Annotated in this window: 20 protein-coding genes and 1 tRNA gene; 13 read left to right on the plus strand and 8 right to left on the minus strand. The window is 61.7% G+C overall.

Annotated features, from left to right (window positions below; genetic code table 11):
• Positions 1-260: 260 nt before the first annotated feature.
• Positions 261-1,088: a metallophosphoesterase family protein gene (locus EK23_RS22315; protein ID WP_045223643.1), complete on the plus strand. Its 828-nt coding sequence runs from the start codon at positions 261-263 to the stop codon at positions 1,086-1,088.
• Here the strand turns inward: EK23_RS22315 and EK23_RS02475 are convergent.
• Together EK23_RS02475 and EK23_RS02480 are read right to left on the minus strand one after the other, a co-directional pair.
• Positions 1,027-1,512, minus strand: a complete 486-nt coding sequence (locus EK23_RS02475; RefSeq protein ID WP_045223644.1) for a cyclic nucleotide-binding domain-containing protein — start codon at positions 1,510-1,512, stop codon at positions 1,027-1,029. The genes EK23_RS22315 and EK23_RS02475 overlap by 62 nt on opposite strands.
• Before the next feature lie 129 nt (positions 1,513-1,641).
• Positions 1,642-3,084 (minus strand): NAD-dependent malic enzyme, encoded by a 1,443-nt coding sequence (locus EK23_RS02480; protein ID WP_045223645.1) that lies wholly within the window; start codon positions 3,082-3,084, stop codon positions 1,642-1,644.
• 853 nt (positions 3,085-3,937) lie between these two features.
• On the opposite strand from EK23_RS02480, the gene EK23_RS02490 reads away from it, so the two are divergent.
• From EK23_RS02490 to EK23_RS02515, 6 genes are all read left to right on the plus strand, one after another.
• A complete protein-coding gene (locus EK23_RS02490) occupies positions 3,938-5,542 on the plus strand; it encodes an alginate export family protein (protein WP_158002432.1) in 1,605 nt (534 codons plus the stop codon).
• Positions 5,543-5,626: 84 nt separating this feature from the next.
• A complete protein-coding gene (gene ypfJ / locus EK23_RS02495) occupies positions 5,627-6,487 on the plus strand; it encodes a KPN_02809 family neutral zinc metallopeptidase (RefSeq protein WP_045223647.1) in 861 nt (286 codons plus the stop codon).
• Positions 6,488-6,558: 71 nt separating this feature from the next.
• Positions 6,559-7,371: a class I SAM-dependent methyltransferase gene (locus tag EK23_RS02500; protein ID WP_045223648.1), complete on the plus strand. Its 813-nt coding sequence runs from the start codon at positions 6,559-6,561 to the stop codon at positions 7,369-7,371.
• A gap of 42 nt (positions 7,372-7,413) precedes the next feature.
• Complete coding sequence (locus EK23_RS02505; protein WP_045223649.1) at positions 7,414-7,848, plus strand: hypothetical protein; 435 nt, start codon at positions 7,414-7,416, stop codon at positions 7,846-7,848.
• Positions 7,849-8,052: 204 nt separating this feature from the next.
• On the plus strand, positions 8,053-8,607 hold the full coding sequence (locus EK23_RS02510) for a cyclin-dependent kinase inhibitor 3 family protein (protein WP_045223650.1): 555 nt from the start codon (positions 8,053-8,055) through the stop codon (positions 8,605-8,607).
• A 15-nt stretch (positions 8,608-8,622) separates the two neighbouring features.
• Complete coding sequence (locus EK23_RS02515) at positions 8,623-9,321, plus strand: hypothetical protein (protein ID WP_045223651.1); 699 nt, start codon at positions 8,623-8,625, stop codon at positions 9,319-9,321.
• Between the two features lie 278 nt (positions 9,322-9,599).
• Here the strand turns inward: EK23_RS02515 and EK23_RS02520 are convergent.
• Positions 9,600-9,676: transfer RNA gene (locus tag EK23_RS02520), tRNA-Pro, on the minus strand.
• Positions 9,677-10,507: 831 nt separating this feature from the next.
• Between EK23_RS02520 and EK23_RS02525 the strand changes: the two genes are divergently transcribed.
• Positions 10,508-11,152, plus strand: coding sequence for a DUF2231 domain-containing protein (locus EK23_RS02525; protein WP_235281881.1), 645 nt, complete (start codon positions 10,508-10,510; stop codon positions 11,150-11,152).
• A gap of 61 nt (positions 11,153-11,213) precedes the next feature.
• Here the strand turns inward: EK23_RS02525 and EK23_RS02530 are convergent, their stop codons facing one another.
• Positions 11,214-11,741: a hypothetical protein gene (locus EK23_RS02530; protein ID WP_045223652.1), complete on the minus strand. Its 528-nt coding sequence runs from the start codon at positions 11,739-11,741 to the stop codon at positions 11,214-11,216.
• A 644-nt stretch (positions 11,742-12,385) separates the two neighbouring features.
• On the opposite strand from EK23_RS02530, the gene EK23_RS02535 reads away from it, so the two are divergent.
• Together EK23_RS02535 and EK23_RS02540 are read left to right on the plus strand one after the other, a co-directional pair.
• On the plus strand, positions 12,386-12,685 hold the full coding sequence (locus tag EK23_RS02535; RefSeq protein ID WP_045223653.1) for a sll1863 family stress response protein: 300 nt from the start codon (positions 12,386-12,388) through the stop codon (positions 12,683-12,685).
• A gap of 63 nt (positions 12,686-12,748) precedes the next feature.
• The gene (locus tag EK23_RS02540) at positions 12,749-13,117 is read left to right on the plus strand and encodes a DUF3597 domain-containing protein (RefSeq protein ID WP_045223654.1); all 369 of its coding nucleotides are present in this window, start codon (positions 12,749-12,751) and stop codon (positions 13,115-13,117) included.
• A 373-nt stretch (positions 13,118-13,490) separates the two neighbouring features.
• Here EK23_RS02540 and uvrB read toward each other — a convergent pair whose 3' ends face one another.
• Positions 13,491-15,545, minus strand: coding sequence for an excinuclease ABC subunit UvrB (uvrB, locus tag EK23_RS02545; RefSeq protein WP_045223655.1), 2,055 nt, complete (start codon positions 15,543-15,545; stop codon positions 13,491-13,493).
• A 66-nt stretch (positions 15,546-15,611) separates the two neighbouring features.
• Here uvrB and EK23_RS02550 point away from each other — a divergent pair, with 66 nt between their 5' ends.
• Complete coding sequence (locus EK23_RS02550; RefSeq protein ID WP_045223656.1) at positions 15,612-16,796, plus strand: pyridoxal phosphate-dependent aminotransferase; 1,185 nt, start codon at positions 15,612-15,614, stop codon at positions 16,794-16,796.
• A gap of 391 nt (positions 16,797-17,187) precedes the next feature.
• Here EK23_RS02550 and EK23_RS02555 read toward each other — a convergent pair whose 3' ends face one another.
• Complete coding sequence (locus EK23_RS02555) at positions 17,188-17,367, minus strand: hypothetical protein (protein WP_045223657.1); 180 nt, start codon at positions 17,365-17,367, stop codon at positions 17,188-17,190.
• Between the two features lie 103 nt (positions 17,368-17,470).
• Between EK23_RS02555 and EK23_RS02560 the strand changes: the two genes are divergently transcribed.
• A complete protein-coding gene (locus EK23_RS02560) occupies positions 17,471-18,742 on the plus strand; it encodes a dicarboxylate/amino acid:cation symporter (RefSeq protein WP_045223658.1) in 1,272 nt (423 codons plus the stop codon).
• A 3-nt stretch (positions 18,743-18,745) separates the two neighbouring features.
• Here the strand turns inward: EK23_RS02560 and EK23_RS02565 are convergent, their stop codons facing one another.
• The gene (locus EK23_RS02565; RefSeq protein WP_045223659.1) at positions 18,746-19,054 is read right to left on the minus strand and encodes a DUF5710 domain-containing protein; all 309 of its coding nucleotides are present in this window, start codon (positions 19,052-19,054) and stop codon (positions 18,746-18,748) included.
• A 4-nt stretch (positions 19,055-19,058) separates the two neighbouring features.
• Entirely contained in the window at positions 19,059-19,886 is an 828-nt protein-coding gene (locus EK23_RS02570; RefSeq protein WP_097990824.1) for an MlaA family lipoprotein, read from the minus strand.
• 394 nt (positions 19,887-20,280) lie between these two features.
• Here EK23_RS02570 and EK23_RS02575 point away from each other — a divergent pair, with 394 nt between their 5' ends.
• Positions 20,281-21,327 carry a GGDEF domain-containing protein gene (locus EK23_RS02575; RefSeq protein ID WP_145998533.1) on the plus strand — a complete coding sequence of 349 codons (1,047 nt, stop codon included), beginning with the start codon at positions 20,281-20,283 and terminating at the stop codon, positions 21,325-21,327.
• The last annotated feature ends 135 nt before the right edge of the window (positions 21,328-21,462 follow it).

The following is a 21,462-nucleotide window of genomic DNA, read 5'->3' on the forward strand; positions in this document are numbered from 1 at the left end:
GGGGCCTTGTGAAACTGAGCAAGCACAATTCGGGCCGGGTATCCGTATACGTAAAACTGCGCATAGACTCCGCAATCCGGCCACGGGGACGGGCTCAATGGGGCGAAACGCGTGACCTAAAACGGTGAAGCCTGCCTCATTGCTGGGCATTGCGCCATGGGTGCATGCCGGCGCCGCGCTCCCGCGCGCCCAGCGGCGAAAGCGGCTCGGGTTTCTGCTACCATCGCCTAAACGCCTCCCTCCTTCCAAGAAGGTCTGATATGCGCTGCCTGCTGGTCTCTGATCTGCACTACACGCTGAGACAGTTCGACTGGGTCTTGAACCAGGCTGATACCTGCGACGTGGTCGTGATCGCGGGAGATCACCTCGATATAGCCTCGGCGGTCGACTTTCAGGCGCAGATCACCGTCATCGTCACCTATCTGCGCCGGCTCCGCGCCCGCACGCAGGTCATCGTCTGCTCCGGCAACCACGATCTGGACGCGCAAAATGAAGCCGACGAAAAGTTCGCCCGCTGGATCTTGAAGCTACGGCAATTCGATGTACCCACCGACGGGGACAGCCTGGAAAGAAACGGCACGCTATTCACCGTCTGCCCCTGGTGGGACGGCCCGGTTGCCTGCCAGAGCGTCGCGGAGCAATTGGAGCGCGACAGCACGAGGGAGAAAGCGCGCTGGGTCTGGGTTTATCACGCACCGCCGGATGAATCGCCCACCAGTTGGGGAGGGCGGCAGTCCTTCGGCGACTCGCAGCTCACCCAGTGGATACGACAGTTCCAGCCAGACATGGTGCTCACCGGCCACATCCACCAGTCGCCATTCAAGAGCGGCGGCTCCTGGGCAGACCGTATCGGCGCCACCTGGGTATTCAACCCAGGCCGCCAGATCGGCCCCACGCCGACCCACGTGATACTGGACACCCAGGAACGACGGGCCTTCTGGTCCTCATTGGCCGGCATGGAACAAGTCTGCCTAGATCAGGACCTCATGCGGCCGATCCCCGCCCTCGAACGCCCGCCTCCATGGCTTATAGGGACGAATCGGGATAGCGCTGGGAACCCGGCGTGTGGGCCTCGATCTGCTGATTGAGCAGGCTTTCCAGGACCTCATCCACCATACCCAGGTGGTCCTCCTGGTCCTCGAACTGTTTTTTCAGATCGACCAGGTAGCCGGTGATGCTGTTGAGCTTCTTGGCCAGCAGCCGGGAGAGATGGAACGCGATTTCCGGCGTCGACTGCAGAAACCTTTGGGCGTTATCCACGACATAGGCGCGGGTGGGCTGCACCGCCTTGACCGTCGCGGTGTGCGGCACGTCTAGCAGCACCGAAAGCTCGCCGAAGATGGTCCCCGGCTCGGATTGGGTATTCACCAGGATGTCACCCTTCAGCACAGCCACTTCCCCTTCGATCAGGATGTAGAGCTTGCATTCCCGACCTCCCTCCCGCATCAGGACGGCTTCGGCTTCGAAACGAGCTTCCGGCAGTTCTTTGCAGTAATCCAGCACTGTACTCATCAATGAAACTCCAGAAAGGTCCAATCTCACCGTTGGGTTATACCTCAAGCGCCGGCTCGCCGTAACATCCCTTCAGGCAGGGGCGCCCAAACATCCCGTAACTTGGCACACGGCGGGGCGATCGCATCCTCAGCCGCTTTCCCCGTGGCCCTCACCATGCCCTGCCACCCGCCGCGCGACACCCGAAGCAGTCGCGGCGTCCTCGACGGCATGCGCCACGGCCTCCGCCACCCGCTTGTCGAAGACCGAGGGCACGATGTATTCCGGGTGCAGTTCGTGATCCTGGATGATCGCGGCGATGGCGCCTGCGGCGGCCAGCTTCATGGGTTCGTTGATGCGCGAGGCACGGCAGTTCAAGGCCCCGCGGAAGATGCCGGGAAAACACAGGACATTGTTGATCTGGTTGGGGTAGTCGGAGCGGCCGGTCGCCATGACGGCAACCAGCCCCGCCGCCTGCTCGGGCATGATCTCGGGCACCGGGTTGGCCATGGCGAAAACGATGGGGTCCATGGCCATGTTCTTCAAATCGGCCGCCGTCAGCACGCCGGGACCGGACAATCCGAGAAACACGTCCGCACCCTTGAGCACATGATGCACTCTGCCGCGCTCGCCGAAGGGATTGGTGTTCTCCGCGTACCAGATCTTGGAGTCATTCATGTCTTCCTTGCGTCCGGCGTAGATCGCCCCTTCCCGATCACAGCCGATGACATTGCGCACGCCGGCCGCCAGGATGATCTTGCTGCAGGCGACGCCCGCCGCACCCACCCCGTTGACGACAACTTTCAAGCTGTCCAGCGGCTTGCCGACCAGCTTGGTGGCATTCATCAGGGCAGCCAGCACCACGACCGCAGTGCCGTGCTGGTCGTCGTGAAACACCGGTATGTCCAATTCCTGCTGCAGGCGCTCTTCGATCTCGAAGCAACGCGGCGCCGAGATGTCCTCCAGGTTGATGCCGCCAAAGCCGGTGGCCATGGCCTTCACCGTGCGCACGATCTCGTCAGGGTCGCGCGTGGAGAGGCAGATGGGAAAGGCATCCACGCCGGCGAACTCCTTGAATAGCATGGCCTTGCCTTCCATGACCGGCAGCGCCGCCGCCGGCCCGATATCGCCCAGCCCCAGCACGGCGGTCCCGTCGGTAACGACAGCCACGGTGTTGCGCTTGATCGTCAGGGTAAAGGCTTTCTCCGGCATCCGGTGTATCGCCTCGCAGATGCGCGCGACGCCCGGCGTGTAGGCCATGGACAAATCATCCCGGGTTTTCAGCGGCACCCTGGAAACGACCTCGATCTTGCCCCCGAGGTGCATCAGGAAAGTGCGGTCGGATACGTTGACCACGTCCACCTCGGGCAGCCGCCGGACCGAGCCCACGATCCGCTCGGCGTGCGGGCTCGACGTGGCATTGACTGTGATGTCGCGCAGCATGCAGCCGTCCGCGAAGCCGACGATGTCGATGGCGCCGATGTCGCCACCGTCGGCACCGATGGCCGTGGTAACCACGCCGAGGCTGCCGGCACGGGTGGGCAGTTTGACGCGAAGGGTAAAACTGTAACTGGCATTGGGGCTGTCGCTCATGACCTCTCCCTGCTGTGCGTTCCGGAATGATCGCAGCGTCCGGCCTCCGGAGCGCATCATCCTGGAACAATACTACGCTGCCGCGATCTGGCGTGGAACGCCTCCAGATCCATGGCAGTCCGGAAAAAATCAAACACATTTCAAGTAAGAAGGCTGCCGCGGTTTCTAACCGGCGGCGGTGGCTACGCGTCACCGTGTTGCCTCCGCCATGATTTGAACATCCAAGCGCGCCGGAGAGCCTGCCGAAATTGGAAAATGACTATTCCGCTTTCTTTACAACCCACGGCACATCAATACGCTGCGCCGGAAAGCCCAGATTCGGGTTCCGGAAATCTTCGCGGGAAAGTTACTTGCCGAAGGATACGTTCTATCTCCTCACGGTTATCATCTGTCACCTGTGTCGAGCCCTATTTGATCAGGCCCGAAATACCCTCCTGGTATTTCGGGCCGACGCCAAGGTCGGCATGCGCCCGACCTTGGCTGACGCGGCCGGTGGGGGCGCTCAAGAGGAGTCCCGTGCAGCGGGGAAAATTTAATGGAGCAACGGCCTCAGGGCGCTGTCCGCCGGCCCAAGAACTGGGGGGTTGGCCTCCCGCCCGACGGCGATGCTCTATGCATTGAATAATACGGCGACAGATGTGACGCCAAGCGTGCGGACGACTTTTCCACCCAACACCATTGAGGTGTGAACGGCGGTGAAAACCCGCTGATAGATGGCGACGAACGTACTCTGAATCCGTGTCCAACCCCATTCGAGGTCACTGCTAGACTAAATGCCAAATTACTCTTACAGAAAACCAGGGCCTCACCTGGCCGAACTTCAGCGGACTGACGCATGACAATGGAGGAGAACATGCTGCGCTTACGCCTAACCCCATGGCGTTGGGGGTCCTTGTTCGCACTGGGGATCGCCGCGCCGACCATCGCCTTGGCTCTGAGCCCGACCCAGGCATCATCTAAAGAGCCTGCATCGGGATCCAGACCACCCGCCGAGGAAAAAACTGCTGCCGCACCGTCCACGAATACCGCCGACGTCCAGCCACTGCCAAAAGAACCACCGCGGCGCTGGTCGTTGACCGCAGCGGACAGCCAGCGCTTCGACTGGCTGACCGGCAAGGACCGCTTCGACTGGCCCTCGGAATACAACGCCAGGAAAACCTTGGGATTGCCGGATTGGCTTTCGCTCGGCCTGGAATACCGTGTTCGCTACGAGACCCTGGACGCGCCCTTCGCCAAAGGCCAAACCGGCGGCCAGCACCAGATTCCCATGCAGACGGTGCTGTGGTTGGAGGCCAACTACGAATCTTTCCGTGCCGGGGTCGAATTCTGGGACGCGCGCCAAGTCGGGACCGACCGCAATCCGTCGCTCAGCACCACCATGGTGGACGTGGCGGATTTCACGCAGATCTACGGCGCCTGGAGCACGCGGAATCTCTTCGAAACCGGGCTGGGCTTCGAATTCAAGGGTGGCCGCCAGACCCTCGACCTCGGCAGCCGCCGCCTGGTCGCCCGTAATGCCTTTCGTAACACCACCAATTCGTTTACCGGCGTGCTGATGCGGTTGCGGGACGGAGCGGGGGCCTGGCAAGTGCAGGCCTTCGGCGTGCAGCCCGTGGTTCGCCTGCCCGACGAGAAGGAGCAGTTACGCAATAACGACTATGCCTGGGATCAGGAACAACAGGACGCCGTCTTCACGGGTCTGTTCGCGGAATTCAATGGACTACCCTGGAGCAGCCGTGGCGAGGCCTATCTGTATTACCTGGGAGAAGACGCCGACAGCAGCAACAAGCGCAGGCTGTTCACGCCGGGCATCCGCTGGTTCCGTCAAGCCAAGGCCGGCGCATGGGATTTCGAGGGGGAAAGCGCTGCCCAAACCGGTAGCCGCATCGACACGATCTATAACGCGACTACTGGCTCCAGTTCCAAGGAGGATGTCTCGGTGGAAGCCTTCCTGGAGCATCTGCAACTGGGTTACACCTTCGATGTGCCCTGGCAGCCCAGGCTGCTCGTGCAATACGACTACGCCTCCGGCGGAAGCAGCGACAACGGCAACACCAGCCACTCCTTCGATACGCTGTTCGGCGCACGGCGCTGGGAATACGGGCCTACCGGCATCCTGGGCCTGTTCGCGCGCAACAACATCAGTTCCCCCGGCGCCCGGATCTTCGTCACGCCCCACCGCGATGTCTCGTCATTCCTGGCCTACCGGGCATGGTGGCTGGCCGACAGCCGGGCGGCCTGGCAGCCCGCCAACCTGGTGGACCCGACCGGCAAGTCTGGTGATTTCATCGGTCATACCATTGAGTTTTCGACACGCTGGGATGCACTGGAAAACATATCCTTCGAAGGGGGCTGGACCTATCTGATCAAGGGCGACTTCGCCAAGAATGCTCCCGGCGCCCCGACCAATCACGACAACGTCAATTACCTCTACGTGCAGACGGAACTGCGTTTCTGACCGGTCCGGCTTTCGCGCGGGCGCAATGCGGGGTTTAATAGCCCGAGATCTCCCGCCGCTTTTTCTCCGTGAGGGCCAGAAGCCATGCGACTTGAGGATGAACGCGAAAGTGAAAACATCGAGGACCGTCGCGGTTCCCCGGTCCGACTGGGCGGCGGGCGCCGCTCGATTGGCCTGGGAGGTATCCTGATTGCCCTTGCGGCCATCTATTTCGGGGCGGACCCTGCCCTTGTCCTGAGCCTGCTGGAAGGCGGCGCTCCCATCGAGCAGCGACAGCCGGCCCCGCGCCTCGGGAATAGTGGAGAGGAACAAGGCCAGACACGCGTCTTCGTATCGAAGGTGCTGGCCAGCACCGAGGATGTCTGGCAGAGCCTGTTCAGCCGGGCCGGGCAGGCGTATCGGGAACCCACCCTGGTGCTTTTTTCCGGGGCAACGAACTCGGCCTGTGGTCTTGGGCAAGCCGCTATGGGACCCTTTTACTGCCCGCCGGATCAGAAAGTCTTCTTGGATCTGCGCTTCTTTGACGAGTTGCAGCGCGATTTCGGTGCGCCCGGGGACTTTGCGCAAGCCTACGTAATCGCCCACGAGGTGGGGCACCACGTGCAGAACCTGCTCGGCATTGCGTCCAAGGTTCACGGCCTTCAACAGCGTTCGCGGCCCGAGCAGGCGAACCGCCTCTCGGTTGCGCTGGAACTGCAGGCGGATTGTCTCGCCGGTGTGTGGGCCAACCACGCCCAGAAGATGCGCAATATTCTCGAACCCGGCGATATCGAAGAAGGCTTGCGCGCCGCAAGCGCGGTGGGCGATGACACCTTGCAGCGGCGCGGACAGGGTTACGTCGTGCCGGAGAGCTTCACCCACGGCAGCGCCGAGCAACGCGCAAGCTGGTTTCAGCGGGGCTTCAAGGCCGGCGCGGTCCAGGCTTGCAATACCTTCGAGGGGTGAGTTGCGGAACGTGCTTGCGTCAGCCCGACAGTTCGACCCAACCCGTAGCTTCGCATAGCCATCAGTCCTCTATGACCCGGATTCCCGTCCCCTCCCTGGACCCGCGCCGCTACGCCGAAACCTTTGCGGTCTTCGTGGACCATTCCCTCGAATACCCGCAGATGCTCGACACGCTGCTGAGCGTGACCCGAAGCAGGCTGCGGGATGGCTTCCGCCTGCTCGACATCGGCGCCGGCACTGGCCAGGTGATCCAGAGCTACCGGCAGAATGGGGGAATCCGTCCCGGCCTGTATGTGGCGTTCGAACCCAATCCCCGGCATCTGGAACAACTTGCAGGCACTCTCGCCGGCCTGGGTATCGAACACGCCATCCATGCCGAGCCGTTTCGCCTGGATACCCCGTTGACGCAGGCTTTCGATCTGGTCTTGTTCTCCCACAGCCTCTACTGGATGCCCGATCCCGCACTGCACATGCTGCATGCCGCGACGGCGCTGATCGAGGGTGGCCTGGCCTTGGCCTTCATCGGCGGACCCTATGGGGTGCACGCCATGTTTCCGCTGTTCGAAAATCTGCTGGAGCGCACGACGCCCATGCTGCAAAACAATGCCGTCAGCAGCCATGAGGTGGTGCAAGGGCTGCGGGCGCAGGGCGTGGAACCGGAGGTCCAGTTCCTGCCGACGCCTATTGACTTGACTGGCATGTTCGAGCCCGACGCCGCGGCGCAACTGGCCGAATTCATCTCATTCTGCATGCAGTTGGAATTCACCTGCCTGCCCGCCTGGTTGCAGCGGGACATGATCCAGTACGTGCGTGGTGGCTGCGTCTCCCAGGACGGCCGCCTTTACTGGTATCTCCCTACCGCCGCGATCCTGCTGTCACGCTAAGAACGGGATGATTCTTTACCTGAACCCGCCGGCAGCATTCCGATGATGACCCTCTCAGCCGCACTCGGCTTTGGCCTCTTGTTCATTCTGCTTGGTTTCACCATCGGCTGGTACTACGCTGATCACCGCCTCAATGCCATCACCTACCAGGAGCGCCTCAAGGCCTATCAGGACTTGTTTTCCGCGTTGCAATTGGCCAGCCGTGCGCTTTCACGTGTCGAGTACGGCAAGGGTGAGGGGGGAAAGCCGCCGGAAGAGGTCTTGCGGGCGGCAACGGAGGCGCTCGATGCGCTGAACAGGACCTTCGTGCGCGTCAAATTCCTGCTGCCCGATGACGCCATTGCCGCCGCCCGCGACGCAGTGGGAAACGAGACCGCTGACTCATGGGAGACCAAGGCCCAGAAAATACAGCGGGGTTGGGATGCCCTCTACGAAGTCGCCCGCAGTGACGCCGAATCGAAGTACCGGAGGAGTTGACTCAAACCACTCTGATACCGATGGGCCAGACCAACGAGCCTGGTTTCAGCTGGCGCCGTCGAGGTAAAGGATGCGGTGACTCCGCCAAACGACGAGACAGATCGACGCTCCCCATTGCCATACTGCGCCGCCAGTCTCGGCGACTTTCTGCGCGACAGAGACCAGAGTACAAGATCCACCACCAGACCAGCCTCGCGAAATCAAATGAGCGCCGCACGCACCAGCCACACCCATCCCATCCAGATCGCCGAAGTACAGGCCAGCCCTGCGCATGGCCGTATCGGCATCACCTTCTGCCCAGGCAAGCATGACCCTGCTGCAAGCACCGGCGCCTGGGCACGGGACCTGGCACTGGATCTGGATGCCATCGCGGCCTGGGGCGCAAGCTTGGTCCTGAGCCTGGTCGAGCCCACCGAACTGGTCGCACTCCAGGTTCCTCATCTTGGGCAGGAGGTTCAACGCCGGGGCATGCAGTGGCGGCATTTGCCCATCGTCGATTACTCGGTGCCCACGGAGATTTTCGAGCAGCACTGGCAGACCGAAGGCCCCCATATCCGGGCACTGCTGCGAGGCGGTAACGATGTGCTGGTGCACTGCAAGGGAGGCCTTGGGCGCGCCGGGATGATCGCCGCACGGCTTCTGGTCGAATTGGGCATGCCGCCGGACGCGGCGATCCGCCAGGTGCGCCTGGCGCGGCGGGGAGCGATCGAGACACCGGCGCAACTGGCAGTGGTGCGCCGGACCCTTGCCATTCCCTGAGCCTGAGGCTCACCCGTGTATGCTGACGAACCGGCGCTCGACACCCGCCTGATGCGTCGGGTCGGTGGCCCGCTGGGCAGCAATCCAGCAGGCATCTACGAAGACGAGACCGGCCGGCGCTTCTACGTGAAGACGCTGGAGACGCCTGCCCACGCCCGCAATGAAATAATCGCGGCGATGCTCTACCGGCTCACCGGTGCCCCTACGCTAAACTACCGGCGTACGCTGGCTCCCGAGCAAATCGCCACCGAATGGGTCACCCTGGACAGGAAGCACGTCTCCCGCCTGGACGAGGGCGAGCGCCTGCAGGCGCAGCAGTGGTTCGGCGTGCATGCCTGGACGGCCAACTGGGACGTGGCCGGCTTTGACGGCGATAACCTGGGTGTCATCAACGGCACGGTCGTAGCGCTCGACCTGGGCGGCGCACTGGAATTCCGCGCCCAGGGCGACCCCAAGGGCAAGGCGTTCGGCGTTCAGGTCGGCGAGTTTGAAAGGCTGCGCTGCGATTCCGACAACCCGCATGCGCTGCGGCTCTTCGGCGACATGGACGATGAGACGCTCCGCCGCGCTATCGACGTAGTCACGGGCATCCCTGATACGCGCATTCGCCAAGTGATCATGGAACAGGGCGGCAGCAGCGCGCTGGCGGACAAGATGATCGCACGCAAGGCCGACATGGCCTCGCGCTTTGCGGCACTCCGCCATTCGTGCTGAATTCACTCAGACGCCCGGCCCTTCTTCTGGGAAACTCCACTTGCTGATATCGCGGCCGCACGCTCCGGTGACCCGGGGAGCCCCGGAATGCGCGAGAGATCATCTATCCGGGACAGAGTTGCAGACCCAGTCCCGTAGGCCCACCATTTCAGACCGCTCAACCATTTTGCTGGCGCCTATTTGTGTCCATATTCGGCCTAGCAACATTCAAAATGGGGCTGCAATTGAAAAAAGCCCGGATGGGGTCCGGGCTTTCTTTTGGAACTTCTTGATTTAATTGGTCGGGGTGAGAGGATTCGAACCTCCGACCACCTGCACCCCATACAGGTGCGCTACCAGGCTGCGCTACACCCCGGCTCGAATCCAATTGCGCCGGATTCAAGAGCGACGAATATAACGAGTGCTGGCAGCCCCGTCAAGGCGGAACCAATCCAATAAGCCTTCGCCGGTGATCCCGCGCATACACACTCGCGCTGCGGATCGGTGATAGCCCAGTTTCAGACTGGACTCCGAGACCAGGGAAAGCCTGACCGGGTTTGCTGTCCCAGCCAGGTCTCGGTGTGCCCATAGGCACTGAGGTCGTCCATGAGAACGGGCCGAATGCACCGGCTGTCGATCTTGGCACGCGTCAGGCCTTGGAAGAAATTGCCATCCAGTCCCACACTGTCGACAGGCTTGGCAGCATGACAAAGTAACGCCGGGAAGGTCTCGCAAGACCTTGTCCAGATCCGACTTGTTGGCGGCACTGAGGGTGAAACGATCGATCGGCACCGTACCCTCGATCGAATCGATGGTATCGCGGGGACTGTCGGAATCGAGTATGGGAGAAAGCCGGAAGACCGGGGCACAGACGCCGACAGCGGGACCGACACTCAGCAGGAACAGGACACGGCCAGACACCTGGGAAGCCACCACACAGCACCTCCCGCTTGGGTTCCCGCACGTCACAACTCCGCCGTCCAAGCGTACCGCATCAACGAGCACGGCGCCCCCAGTCATTCTTGTTCCATTTTCCGGGATTCTACGAAAATTCGGGACTGGCGCGAATAGACCAGTCTCACCTGGAAATCGCAGTTCATGTTTTCACGCGATTCTGCGAAACTTGCGGCCTCCAAGCCGGACTAACAGTCACGCAAGCCGCGTCGCATGCGCTTGTGGAAGTATTTCAATAACGAATGGTGCCCACGTGTACGAAACCGCCCTAGCCTCCGACTGGTTTGCAATGATCCCCTCCATCCATGGCGGTGCCGACGAAGCCGGGGGTGGCCTGCTGGGCCTGTTGGACAGCCTGTTGCATCAGGTCGACCGGTTCATGGAACCGGGGAACTCCCTGGAACTATTTCCTGGTATTCAAGGCCTGGCCTTGAACCAGCACCCCATGCTGGTGCACTTTCCCATCGCCTTCTTGTTTGCCTTCTTTCTGCTGGAACTGATCGGCGCCATTCGTCATCGGGAACCCATCCGAGAAGTCGCCAGCTGGATGTTGTATCTGGGCACGATCGCGGCGGTGCTTGCAACCGGGGCAGGTTTGATCGCGGAAGACATCGTCCCACATGGCGAAGACGTGCACGACACCATGACCTGGCACGGAAGGCTGGGCCTGACGGTGGCCAGCCTCTCGCTAGTGCTCTCCGTGTGGCGTTTGTTCAGTCGCGGGCGCTTCTCCCTGATGGCGCAGACCCTGCATCTGTCGTTGGCCGGGGTGATGCTGATTTGCCTGGTATTCGGCGCCGACCTGGGCGGGCTGATGGTCTACCAGCACGGCGTGGGCGTGAAGCAGTTGCAGCATGGTGCCGAGGAACATCAACACCACGATGGGCTTGAGGAATAAGTACCGATAGGCGCGGGTGGAGGAAGCCGCCTTCCCTGGCGACCGGAAATTTGTCTGAGCCTTACTGGCGCTTGCCCACGGCATAGATTAGGTTGGCACCGCCGACATCATCGGTGCCCTCACGGCGGGTAAACATGAACTCGTCGCCGTCGTTGACGATCACAAAAAAGGTCTTGAACGAGGTTCCCCACAAGGTGGCGTCCACCATGCCGGTGCCGAACTCGTCCACGCTGTAGGTGCAGGTGTCGGTGTCCTTGGAGTCCTGCGCCACGGCGGTCTTGAGCCCGGCCTTGTTGGCCATGCTGTGGATCTTGCAGTTCCCCTCGCCGTCAAAGCTGAACACACCGACCCGGATTGCCATGGCCCCGGTGGTCGCCTTGCTCACCGCATCGAAATTGGCATCGAAGATTCCCTGGGCCGCGAAGCCGTAGTTGCCGTGGAGGGAATGCAGGCCATACCCCTCATGGTCATAATGATGCCGGCTGCGGGCCTCGGCGTTGTCGAACCCGCTCACGGCCAGGCCGCAAGCGGCGAGTATGGTCAGTGCAAAAGTTTGCGCGCGGCGATTGGAAGTGTTTGAAGAACGCATGTAGTAGGTCTCCTATCAGGATTACTTTTATGATCTAGCCTCCGGCCACACAGGCCGCAGCCTTCATAACTAAGCAACATGCGTACCCCACCAATACCAATGCGATCTGTACGGTTTTAATGCCCGACTTTTCCCCAAAAACTGAGCCATATCACACAAGGGAATGATGCAATTGCCCCATTGGATTGGACCACGAGGCAGACGCATACGGCCCGCGTATCTTTGGGGCGGGCAAAGCCTAGGCCTGATGGACTCTGCTGTCTTGGCTGCCAGGGAAGGTTATGTTCCATGCAAAACGCCGCCAGTGATGGTGACCACACATACTGAACATACAGATCAGCATTCCGGCAACAAGCGTTGGTCGCATCCATCGGAGTGAGTCGGCGCCGCGCCCCGCTGCGGTTTGCTTGCTGAGCTAGGCACTGATGCGCCGTATAGGTCGGGCGGCGCCGGCCGGCAGCCTGATAAGGACGAGCGCGCGCACGGACTTGCGGGACGGAGGCCGCTCCACTCTGTCAACTCCGTGCTCCTTGGTCTACCGTCCGCGAAATGAATGGACAACTGAAACAAACCGCCCCTAAGATGCCCTCAGTCGCCCTGTGGCGCGACGCCCTGAACCCAACTGACATGACGGGAGAATAACCATGGCCGACAAGAACGAACTGATTGCCAAACTGCAAGGGCAGATCGAGGAATGGAAAGGCGAAATGAACTCGCTGGCGGAGAAGGCTGAAGGCGCCACCGATGAAGTAAAGGCTCAGTGTGGCGAGGCGATGGACGCGCTGCGCTCCAAGTGCGAGGAAGGCGAAGCAACACTGGCTGAATGGAAGGACAAAGCCGAGGACGCCTGGGAAGACTTTCAAAAAGAAGCCGAAGCGTCTCTCGCGACTTTCAAGACCACGGTCACGGATTCCATCGAACGCATCAAGTCGTTTTTTGCATAGGGCGGAAGCCGACAGAAGGTCCGTCAGCGGACCAGCCAACCAAACAGCAAAGGGGGCGATTCTATGAGCCTATTCAGTTCGATTCTATCCAAATTGGGCATCGGCAGCGCGGAAGCCGCGGCAGCGCCGGAGGCCCAGGCCGCACCTGCCGCGGCGCCTTCCTCCATCAGCCCGGTGGATGTGGTAGCCAAACTGGAAAGTCTCGCCGCCTCCCACGCGGAGAAGCTCAACTGGAAGACCTCCATCGTCGATCTGATGAAGTTGCTAGGCCTCGACAGCGGCCTGTCCGCCCGCAAGGAACTGGCCACCGAACTCGGGTGTCCGGCGTCGAAGATGGAAGACTCGGCACAAATGAACATGTGGCTGCACAAGACGGTCATGCAAAAACTGGCCGACAACGGGGGCAACATCCCGACCGAACTGCTGAATTGAGCCTTTGAGAAAAGGCCGGAACGACCGCTGGACCGGACCAATCTCGTACGGAAGGCCGGTCCCCTGCTGCTTTCCCGGGAAGTCCTTGACGCTCCCCGCGCTGCCGTAGAGACCGGCCTTTGCAGCGGATTCAGCCCCTTCAGCAATACCGAGACGCATGGGATAAAGAGCCAGTGATCTATCGGCCTTTGGCCTGTCCGCGTTGCGGCCTGGGTATGGCCGATCTTGCTAAAGACGCCTGAGGCGAACTTCCGCGACGATTTGCTGGCCATATGACGGGCGCACTTGATTCTGAAGATTTGGGCCGCGGTCAGCACAACTTTTGTAGCTGTTTGATTACTGCCACCACGCAGTGTTCGCAATACGATCCGCGCTAGGCGCCCTCGATGAAGGCCTCGTCCTGCAACTGGCGAATCTGGTCGCGCAAGCGGGCGGCATCCTCGAACTCCAGATTGCGGGCATGGGCGTACATCTTCTCCTCCAGGCTCTTGATGAGCTTGGCCGCCTCCGCCGGCTTGAGAGCCCGGTAATCCGCCGATTCCTCCGCCACCTTGGTCTTGGGTTTGGGCGCGAAACGCGCGCCGGCGCCTGGAATCGGCACTTCCAGAATATCGGTGACGTCGCGCACCACGCCCTTGGGGGTGATGCCCATGCGCTGGTTGAAGTCGGTCTGCTTTTCCCGGCGGCGGCTGGTTTCCTCCAGGGCACGCTCGATGGAGCCGGTCATCTGATCGGCGTAGAGAATCGCCTTGCCATGGATGTTGCGGGCGGCCCGGCCGATGGTCTGGATCAGCGACACGGTGGAGCGCAGGAAGCCCTCCTTGTCCGCGTCCAGCACCGCCACCAGAGACACCTCGGGAATATCCAGGCCTTCGCGCAGCAGGTTGATCCCCACCAGCACGTCGAACTTGCCCAGGCGCAGGTCGCGGATGATCTCCACGCGCTCCACGGTTTCCACGTCCGAGTGCAGATAACGCACGCGGACGTCGTGGTCCAGCAGGTATTCGGTCAGATCCTCCGCCATGCGTTTGGTGAGGGTGGTCACCAGCACCCGCTCTTCCTTGGCAATGCGTTGACGGATCTCGGACAGCAGGTCGTCCACCTGGGTGGTGGCGGGCCGGATCTCGACCTCAGGATCAACCAGGCCGGTGGGCCTGACCACCTGCTCGATGATGGCGCCGGAATGCTCGCGCTCGTAGGGGCCGGGGGTCGCGGAAATGTAAATGCGCTGCGGCGCGCGCTGCTCGAACTCCTCGAACTTGAGGGGCCGGTTGTCCAGCGCCGAGGGTAAGCGGAAGCCGTATTCCACCAGCGTTTCCTTGCGCGAGCGGTCGCCGCGGAACATGGCGCCGATCTGCGGGATGGTGACGTGGCTCTCGTCGATCACCACCAGGGAATCCGGCGGCAGGTAATCGAACAGGGTGGGCGGCGGCTCGCCCGCCTGCTGCCCGGAGAGATAGCGGGAGTAGTTCTCGATGCCGGAGCAATAACCTACCTCGATGATGATCTCCAGATCGTACAGGGTGCGCTGCTCCAGGCGCTGGGCCTCCACCAGCTTGTTGAGGGAGCGCAGTTCCTCCAGGCGCTGCTTCAACTCCACCTTGATCTCCTCCACCGCTGCCAGCAGCTTTTCCCTGGGGGTCACGTAGTGGGTCTTGGGATAGACGGTGTAGCGGGCGATGCGCGAGAGGATCTCGCCGGTGAGGGGATCGAACAGGGACAGGCGCTCGATCTCGTCATCGAACAACTCCACCCGCAGCGCCTCCTTCTCCGATTCCGCCGGGTAGATGTCGATCACCTCGCCCCGTACGCGGTAGGTGGCGCGGCGCAGTTCGGTTTCGTTGCGCGTGTACTGCAGTTCCGCCAGACGCCGCAGCAGGGTGCGCTGGTCGATCAGGTCGCCGCGCACCAGGTGCAGCACCATGCTGAAATACGAGGCCGGCTCACCCAAGCCATAGATGGCGGACACCGTCGCCACAATCACCGTATCGCGCCGCTCGATCAGCGCCTTGGTGGCGGACAATCGCATCTGCTCGATGTGCTCGTTGAGTGAGGCGTCCTTTGCGATGTAGGTGTCGGACGAAGGCACGTAGGCCTCCGGCTGGTAGTAGTCGTAATAGGAGACGAAGTACTCCACCGAGTTCTCCGGAAAGAACTCCTTCATCTCGCCATACAACTGCGCCGCCAGGGTCTTGTTGGGCGCCATGATGAGGGTGGGCCGCTGCACCTGCGCGATCACATTGGCCACGGTGAAGGTCTTGCCCGAGCCGGTCACGCCCAGCAAAGTCTGGTGCAACTCGCCGTCGCCGAGCCCTTCCACCAACTGCCGGATGGCCTCCGGCTGGTCGCCCGCGGGCTGGAAGCGACTGTGCAATATGAACTTTTTTTCCCGGGAAGGATTCAGGGGGGCGGGCTCATCTTGTATCATGTGCGATTGCTGCCACTTGGACGCCAATTCTTTCATACCAACCCCCGGGAACCACCTCGACCACCCATGAGCATACAACTTTCCGACCGCGTACAGTCGATCAAGCCCTCCCCCACCCTGGCCGTGACCGCCCGCGCCAACGCCATGCGCGCCGCCGGCAAGGACATCATCGGCCTGGGAGCCGGCGAACCCGATTTCGATACCCCGGACCACATCAAGCAGGCCGCCATCAAGGCCATCAACGACGGTTTCACCAAGTACACCGCCGTGGAGGGTACGCCCGGACTGAAGAAGGCCATTGTAGCGAAGTTCAAGCGGGAAAACGGGCTGGACTATGACGTGAAGCAGGTGCTGGTGTCCTGCGGCGGCAAGCAGAGCTTCTACAACCTGGCGCAGGCGCTGATCAACCCCGGCGACGAGGTCATCATCCCGGCACCGTATTGGGTGTCCTATCCGGACATGGTGCTCCTGGCCGGCGGCGTGCCGGTGATCGTCTCCGCCACGCAGGAGCAGCGCTACAAGATCACCCCGGCGCAGTTGAAGGCCGCCCTGACCCCCAAGACGCGCTTGTTCGTCATCAACAGCCCGTCCAATCCCACCGGCATCGCCTACAGCCTGGACGAACTCAAGGCCCTGGGCGAAGTGCTGCGAGGCTGCCCGGATGTGATCATCGCCACCGACGACATGTACGAACACATCGTCTGGCAAGAGGGCAGTTTCAGCAATATCCTCAACGCCTGTCCCGACCTGTACGACAGGACCATGGTGCTGAATGGCGTGTCCAAGGCCTATTCCATGACGGGCTGGCGCATCGGCTATGCGGCGGGTCCGCAGCGGCTGATCGAAGCCATGGGCAACATCCAGTCGCAGAGCACCTCCAACCCCACCTCCATTTCCCAGGTGGCGGCGGAAACCGGCCTCAACGGCGACCAGTCCTTCATCCGCCACATGGTCAAGGCCTTCAAGGAACGGCACGATTTCGTGGTGGGCGCGCTGAACGCGATGGACGGCGTGTCCTGCGTGGAAACCGACGGCACATTCTATGTGCTGCCCAACATCCAGGCGGTCATCGACCGCATGGGCTTGGCGGACGACGTGGCGCTCTCCGAGCGCCTGATCGAACAGGCGGGCGTGGCCATCGTTCCCGGCTCGGCTTTCGGCTGCCCCGGCCATGCGCGCCTGTCCATCGCCACCAGCATGGCCAACCTGGAAAAGGCCATGGACCGGCTGAAGACCGGCTTCGCGGGCTGAAACGAGACCCTCATCGCCGCCGCCCTCAATGGGCGGCGGCATGGCGCGGGCCATGGATCTGACCCAAACCAACTTCCTTATTCGTGCTCTCGAGCTATTTGCGCGCTTGATTTCCCATTCAGCCGCGCTGAGCATCGCAGCTTGACGGGTGGATAAGCCCAGCGGGGCGATTCAGGAACGAGCCGCGGCGGCGGAGGGCAATGGATTGCCCTTCTGCCGACCCACCCGGCAAGCGAGAAGCGCAAGAGGTTTCGCGGCTGTCGGGTGGCCTTTCTTTTGGATACTTTTCTTTGGCCACGCAAAGAAAAGTATCTCGCCTTCCGGTGCGAGAACCGGATTCAAATAGCCTTCGCTGAGCGACTCCAATGCAGGAAAGAACCCTAATTCTGCGCTAAATCGCCTGAAGGTGACAATCGGGGATGCGGTAGATGGAATCCCCGAACTCAACCATCCCATCACCCTCCCGCTGCTCCCCCACCTGGCCGAGGAAGGGTCGCATCTTCTCCACCCAGTAGCCTTCCTCCATGCCGGCGTCGAACTCTTCCTCGGTCAAAATCCAGCGTACTTGCATGTTCCACCTCGCATCGGTTCTGATTTTGTAAGCGGCACGGTCTGCGCGTCGCCACCGGCTTTCGCGCTAGAATGGGGCTCCCTCCGCAGACGCCGCAAACCCCATGACCGCCCCTGCCCATTCCCACACCCATCCCTCCAATCGCCAGACCCTGTATGTCCTGCTCGCCCTGATCCTGGGCGTAGCCGCCGGCGAGCTGCTGCACCTGAGCTTCGGCGATGGCCGAGAGGCGGGAGCACACCCGGTATTATCGGGGCTGCTGGAGCTGTTCGGCATCCTCACCGATGTGTTCATGCGCCTGGTGAAGATGATCATCGCGCCCCTGGTATTCGCCACCCTGGTGGTGGGCATGGCCAAGATGGGCGACGGCCGCAGCGTCGGGCGCATAGGCGGCAAAGCCATCCTGTGGTTCTTCTCGGCCTCGGTCCTCAGCCTCCTGCTCGGCATGCTGCTGGTGAACCTGTTTTCACCCGGCGAAGCCATGCACCTGGAACTTCCTCCCGCAGACAGCGAAAGCGGGCTGGCCAAGACGGCACCCTCGCTCGCCAACTTCGTCGCCCATATCGTGCCCAAGAGCATCGCCGAGGCCATGGCGCAGAACGAGATACTGCAGATCGTGGTGTTCTCGGTCTTCTTCGGCGTCGCCTGCGCCCAGCTGGGCGAATTGGCGGCACCCATGGTACATGCGCTGGATGCCCTGGGCCACATCATGCTCAAGGTCACCAGCTACGTGATGCATTTTGCGCCCGTGGCCGTTTTTTCCGCCATCGCCTCGGTGATCGGCAAACAAGGGCTGGGTGTCCTCGCCACCTACGGCGTGTTCATTGGCGAGTTCTACCTGGCCCTGTTCCTTCTCTGGTGCGTGCTGGGACTGGCCGGCTATCTGTTCCTGGGTAGGCGGATAGGCTCGCTGCTTCGGCATATCCGCGAGCCCATGCTGCTCGCCTTCGGCACCGCCAGCAGCGAGGCCGCCTACCCCATGCTGCTGCGGCAGTTGGAACGCTTCGGCTGCGAGGAGCGAGTGTGCGGTTTCGTGCTGCCCCTGGGATATTCCTTCAACCTGGACGGCAGCATGATGTACATGACCTTCGCCGTGCTGTTCATCGCGCAGGCCTACGGCATCCAGATGCCCCTGGGCGATCAGTTGCTGATGCTGCTGGTGCTGCTGTTCACCAGCAAAGGCGTGGCCGGAGTGCCCAGGGCGTCGCTCATCGTGATCTCGGCGACCCTGTCCATGTTCAAGATTCCGGAGGCTGGCCTGTTGCTGCTGCTGGGAATCGACCAGTTGTTAGACATGGGCCGCAGCGCCACCAATGTGCTCGGCAACAGCATCGCCACCGCCGTGGTCAGCCGCTGGGAGAAGGCGCTGCACTGAACTCTACTCCCAGGGCGGTGCTTCGCCGTCGTAAGGAACAAAATGGGGGTCGGCCGGCGCGGTATGGGCAATGGTGACCACGCCGCCCGGAGCTGGCTTGGCAGCCGGAGAATGGTCCACGTCGGGAGTCCCGGCACCCGCCGGCATCCAGGCGGAAAACGCGGCCAAGTCGATCCCGCCTGGCACGTACCATTTCTTGCGGGCCGGATCCCAGCGGGCGCCCAGAGCCTTGGCTTGATCCTTCTGTGCGTAGGGAACTTCGAGATAGTGCTTGGCCCCCGGCGCGCGGCCGGAGCCCGCTTGGCCGGCCATCGGCTTATTGGGCCGGCTCGGGTGCAGCAGGCTTGGCGCTTTCTTTCTCCAGTTCCTCGTCCACTTCCTGCTCCGCGTGCTCGAAGTCCACGTCCAGGGGCGGATTGCCATCGTGGATCTTGGTTTCGCGCTCCTGGAAATAGGCGTTGCGCAGGAACTCGTAACGGTCCTTGGCGGCGGCGTCCAGCACCTTGTAGCCGCTCTTGTTGTCGGCTTCCTGGTCGGTGACGCGCAGGGTTCCCGACAACAGCGGCACTACGCCAGGCGCCACATAGTTGATGGGATTGGTGGCGCTGTCGCCCACCAGTCCGCCCACGCCGCGCGGCGTGCTGGGCCCGAAGAAGGGCAGCACCAGATACGGACCGGAAGGAATGCCCCACACCGCCATGGTCTGATCAAAATCCTCGCGGTGCTTGGACAAACCCAGGTAGTCCGCCACGTCGATGAATCCGCCAACGCCCACGGTCGTATTGATCAGGAAGCGCCCCATGTCCTCCCCGCCCTGCATGGGCTTCCACTGCAGGAAGTCATTGAGAAACACGGAAATATCGTTGATATTGCTATAGAAATTGGTGATGCCCGTGTCCACGAATTCCGGCGTGACGTACTTGTAGCCCTTGGCGACCGGCTGCATCACGTATTCGTCGACGCCGTCGTTGAACCCTTGGACATCCCGGTTCCACTCCTCCCAGGGGTCCCTCGGATCCGGAGCCGTCGTCGCGACGGCCGGGCGCTCTTCCGTCGGGGTGTCCGTGGCGCAAGCGCCCAGCCACAATGGGATCAAACACGTTGCAGCGGCCACTTTGGCCTGACGGGAGGGAAGAAACTTCATGCAACTCGCTCTCGAAACTGGAAGGATCGTCGGGCCGGACTTTCAGACCCTGACGGCTAGCGATTGCCGTGAAAATCACGGGCGCAAAAGGGTAACCGATCAACGACGGTAATTGCAAAACCCACGTGAAGTCAGCGACATCGCATCCGCCCCGCGGCCTTGTAGCGCTCAGATAAAAGCTGCATTTGAAGCCCGCGCGACTACACTTAGCTAACATCAACCCGCCCGAGTGATCTCGGGGGAAAGGCGGATGCATTGCAATTCCTGACTGGCTTGGAAGCAGCGGAATGGCCGGGCGCAGTCGCGCCAACCCCAGTCATATCGAAACAGGGGCCTCTTTGGTTTCTGGGCGCATGAAACAGGGCAGGCGCGCAAGCCGGAGAACACCGTGACCATGAACAAAGCAATGCAGCAGTTGGCTTCCCTCACTGCTGTGCGCGACTTCGAGCTGCTGGAAATGGGATTGCTGAAATCCCTGGAGGAGATGCTCAAACTCCGCAGCATCAAGCTGTTGACATTGTCGGAACAGAACGGGAGCTACGAGATCCGGGGCTACGAGCGCGACGCCGAGGGTGTGTCGCGGGCCTGCCACGTAACCGGCCTGCTGTCTCCCTTGCCCCAAGGCATTTCACCCAGTGTCTGGGGCGCTATCGAGCAGGCCAAGGCAACCCGCCGTCGGGTCGCCCTGATAGGCGAAGAAAACTTCGGAACGGTCTATCCCTTGTTGGCCAACGACATGATCTTGGGATACGTACTCATCGCCGAAGGCTCGCAGCCCAATTCTCTCGAATATCAACTGGTCGAAGGCGTCCTGCGGGTCTTCCACAACTATTACGCACTGCTCGAGGAAAGCCAGCGCGACAAACTGACGGGCCTGCTTAACCGCAAGACCTTCGATGACAAGATCGGCCGGGTTCTCGATATGATGGCAGTGGAGTTGTCGAGTTCATTCCACGGTTCGGACCGGCGCAAGCGGCAGGAATTCGGCCCACCGTCCTGGTTGGCGGTCATGGACATCGACCATTTCAAGCGCGTCAACGACAGCTTCGGCCATATCTATGGCGACGAAGTGTTGATCCTGGTATCCCAGATCATGAAGCGCTCCTTCCGGGCCGATGATCTGCTGTTCCGTTTCGGCGGCGAGGAATTCGTGGCGATCATCAGCGCCCACGACCGCGCGGGCGCCAAAGCCGCCTTCGAGCGATTCAGGAGCGCGGTGGAGCATCACCCGTTCCCCCAGGTCGGCCGGGTCACGATGAGCATCGGCGTCGCCGGGCTAGAACGCATCGGCAATCCGACCTTATTGCTGGGCAATGCGGACAAGGCCCTTTATCATGCCAAGCGCAACGGTCGCAATCGGCTGGTATTCTACGAGGAACTCGTTGCCGACGGCACGGTGCAGGAAACCAGCGTCTCCCCAGGTTCCGTGGACCTCTTCTGACGGCCGGGCAGCTTTGTCCGTGGCCCGGCTATTGCTTCGCTTCTTGACAGGAATCGCTGAATAAGTCCACTGTGAGGCGGAGCACCGCACTCCGGAGAACCCGGCACGGCGAGCATTCTCCGAACAAGCCGAAGA

Origin of the sequence: Methyloterricola oryzae (genome assembly GCF_000934725.1) — a bacterium.
In the GTDB taxonomy this organism is placed as follows: domain Bacteria; phylum Pseudomonadota; class Gammaproteobacteria; order Methylococcales; family Methylococcaceae; genus Methyloterricola; species Methyloterricola oryzae.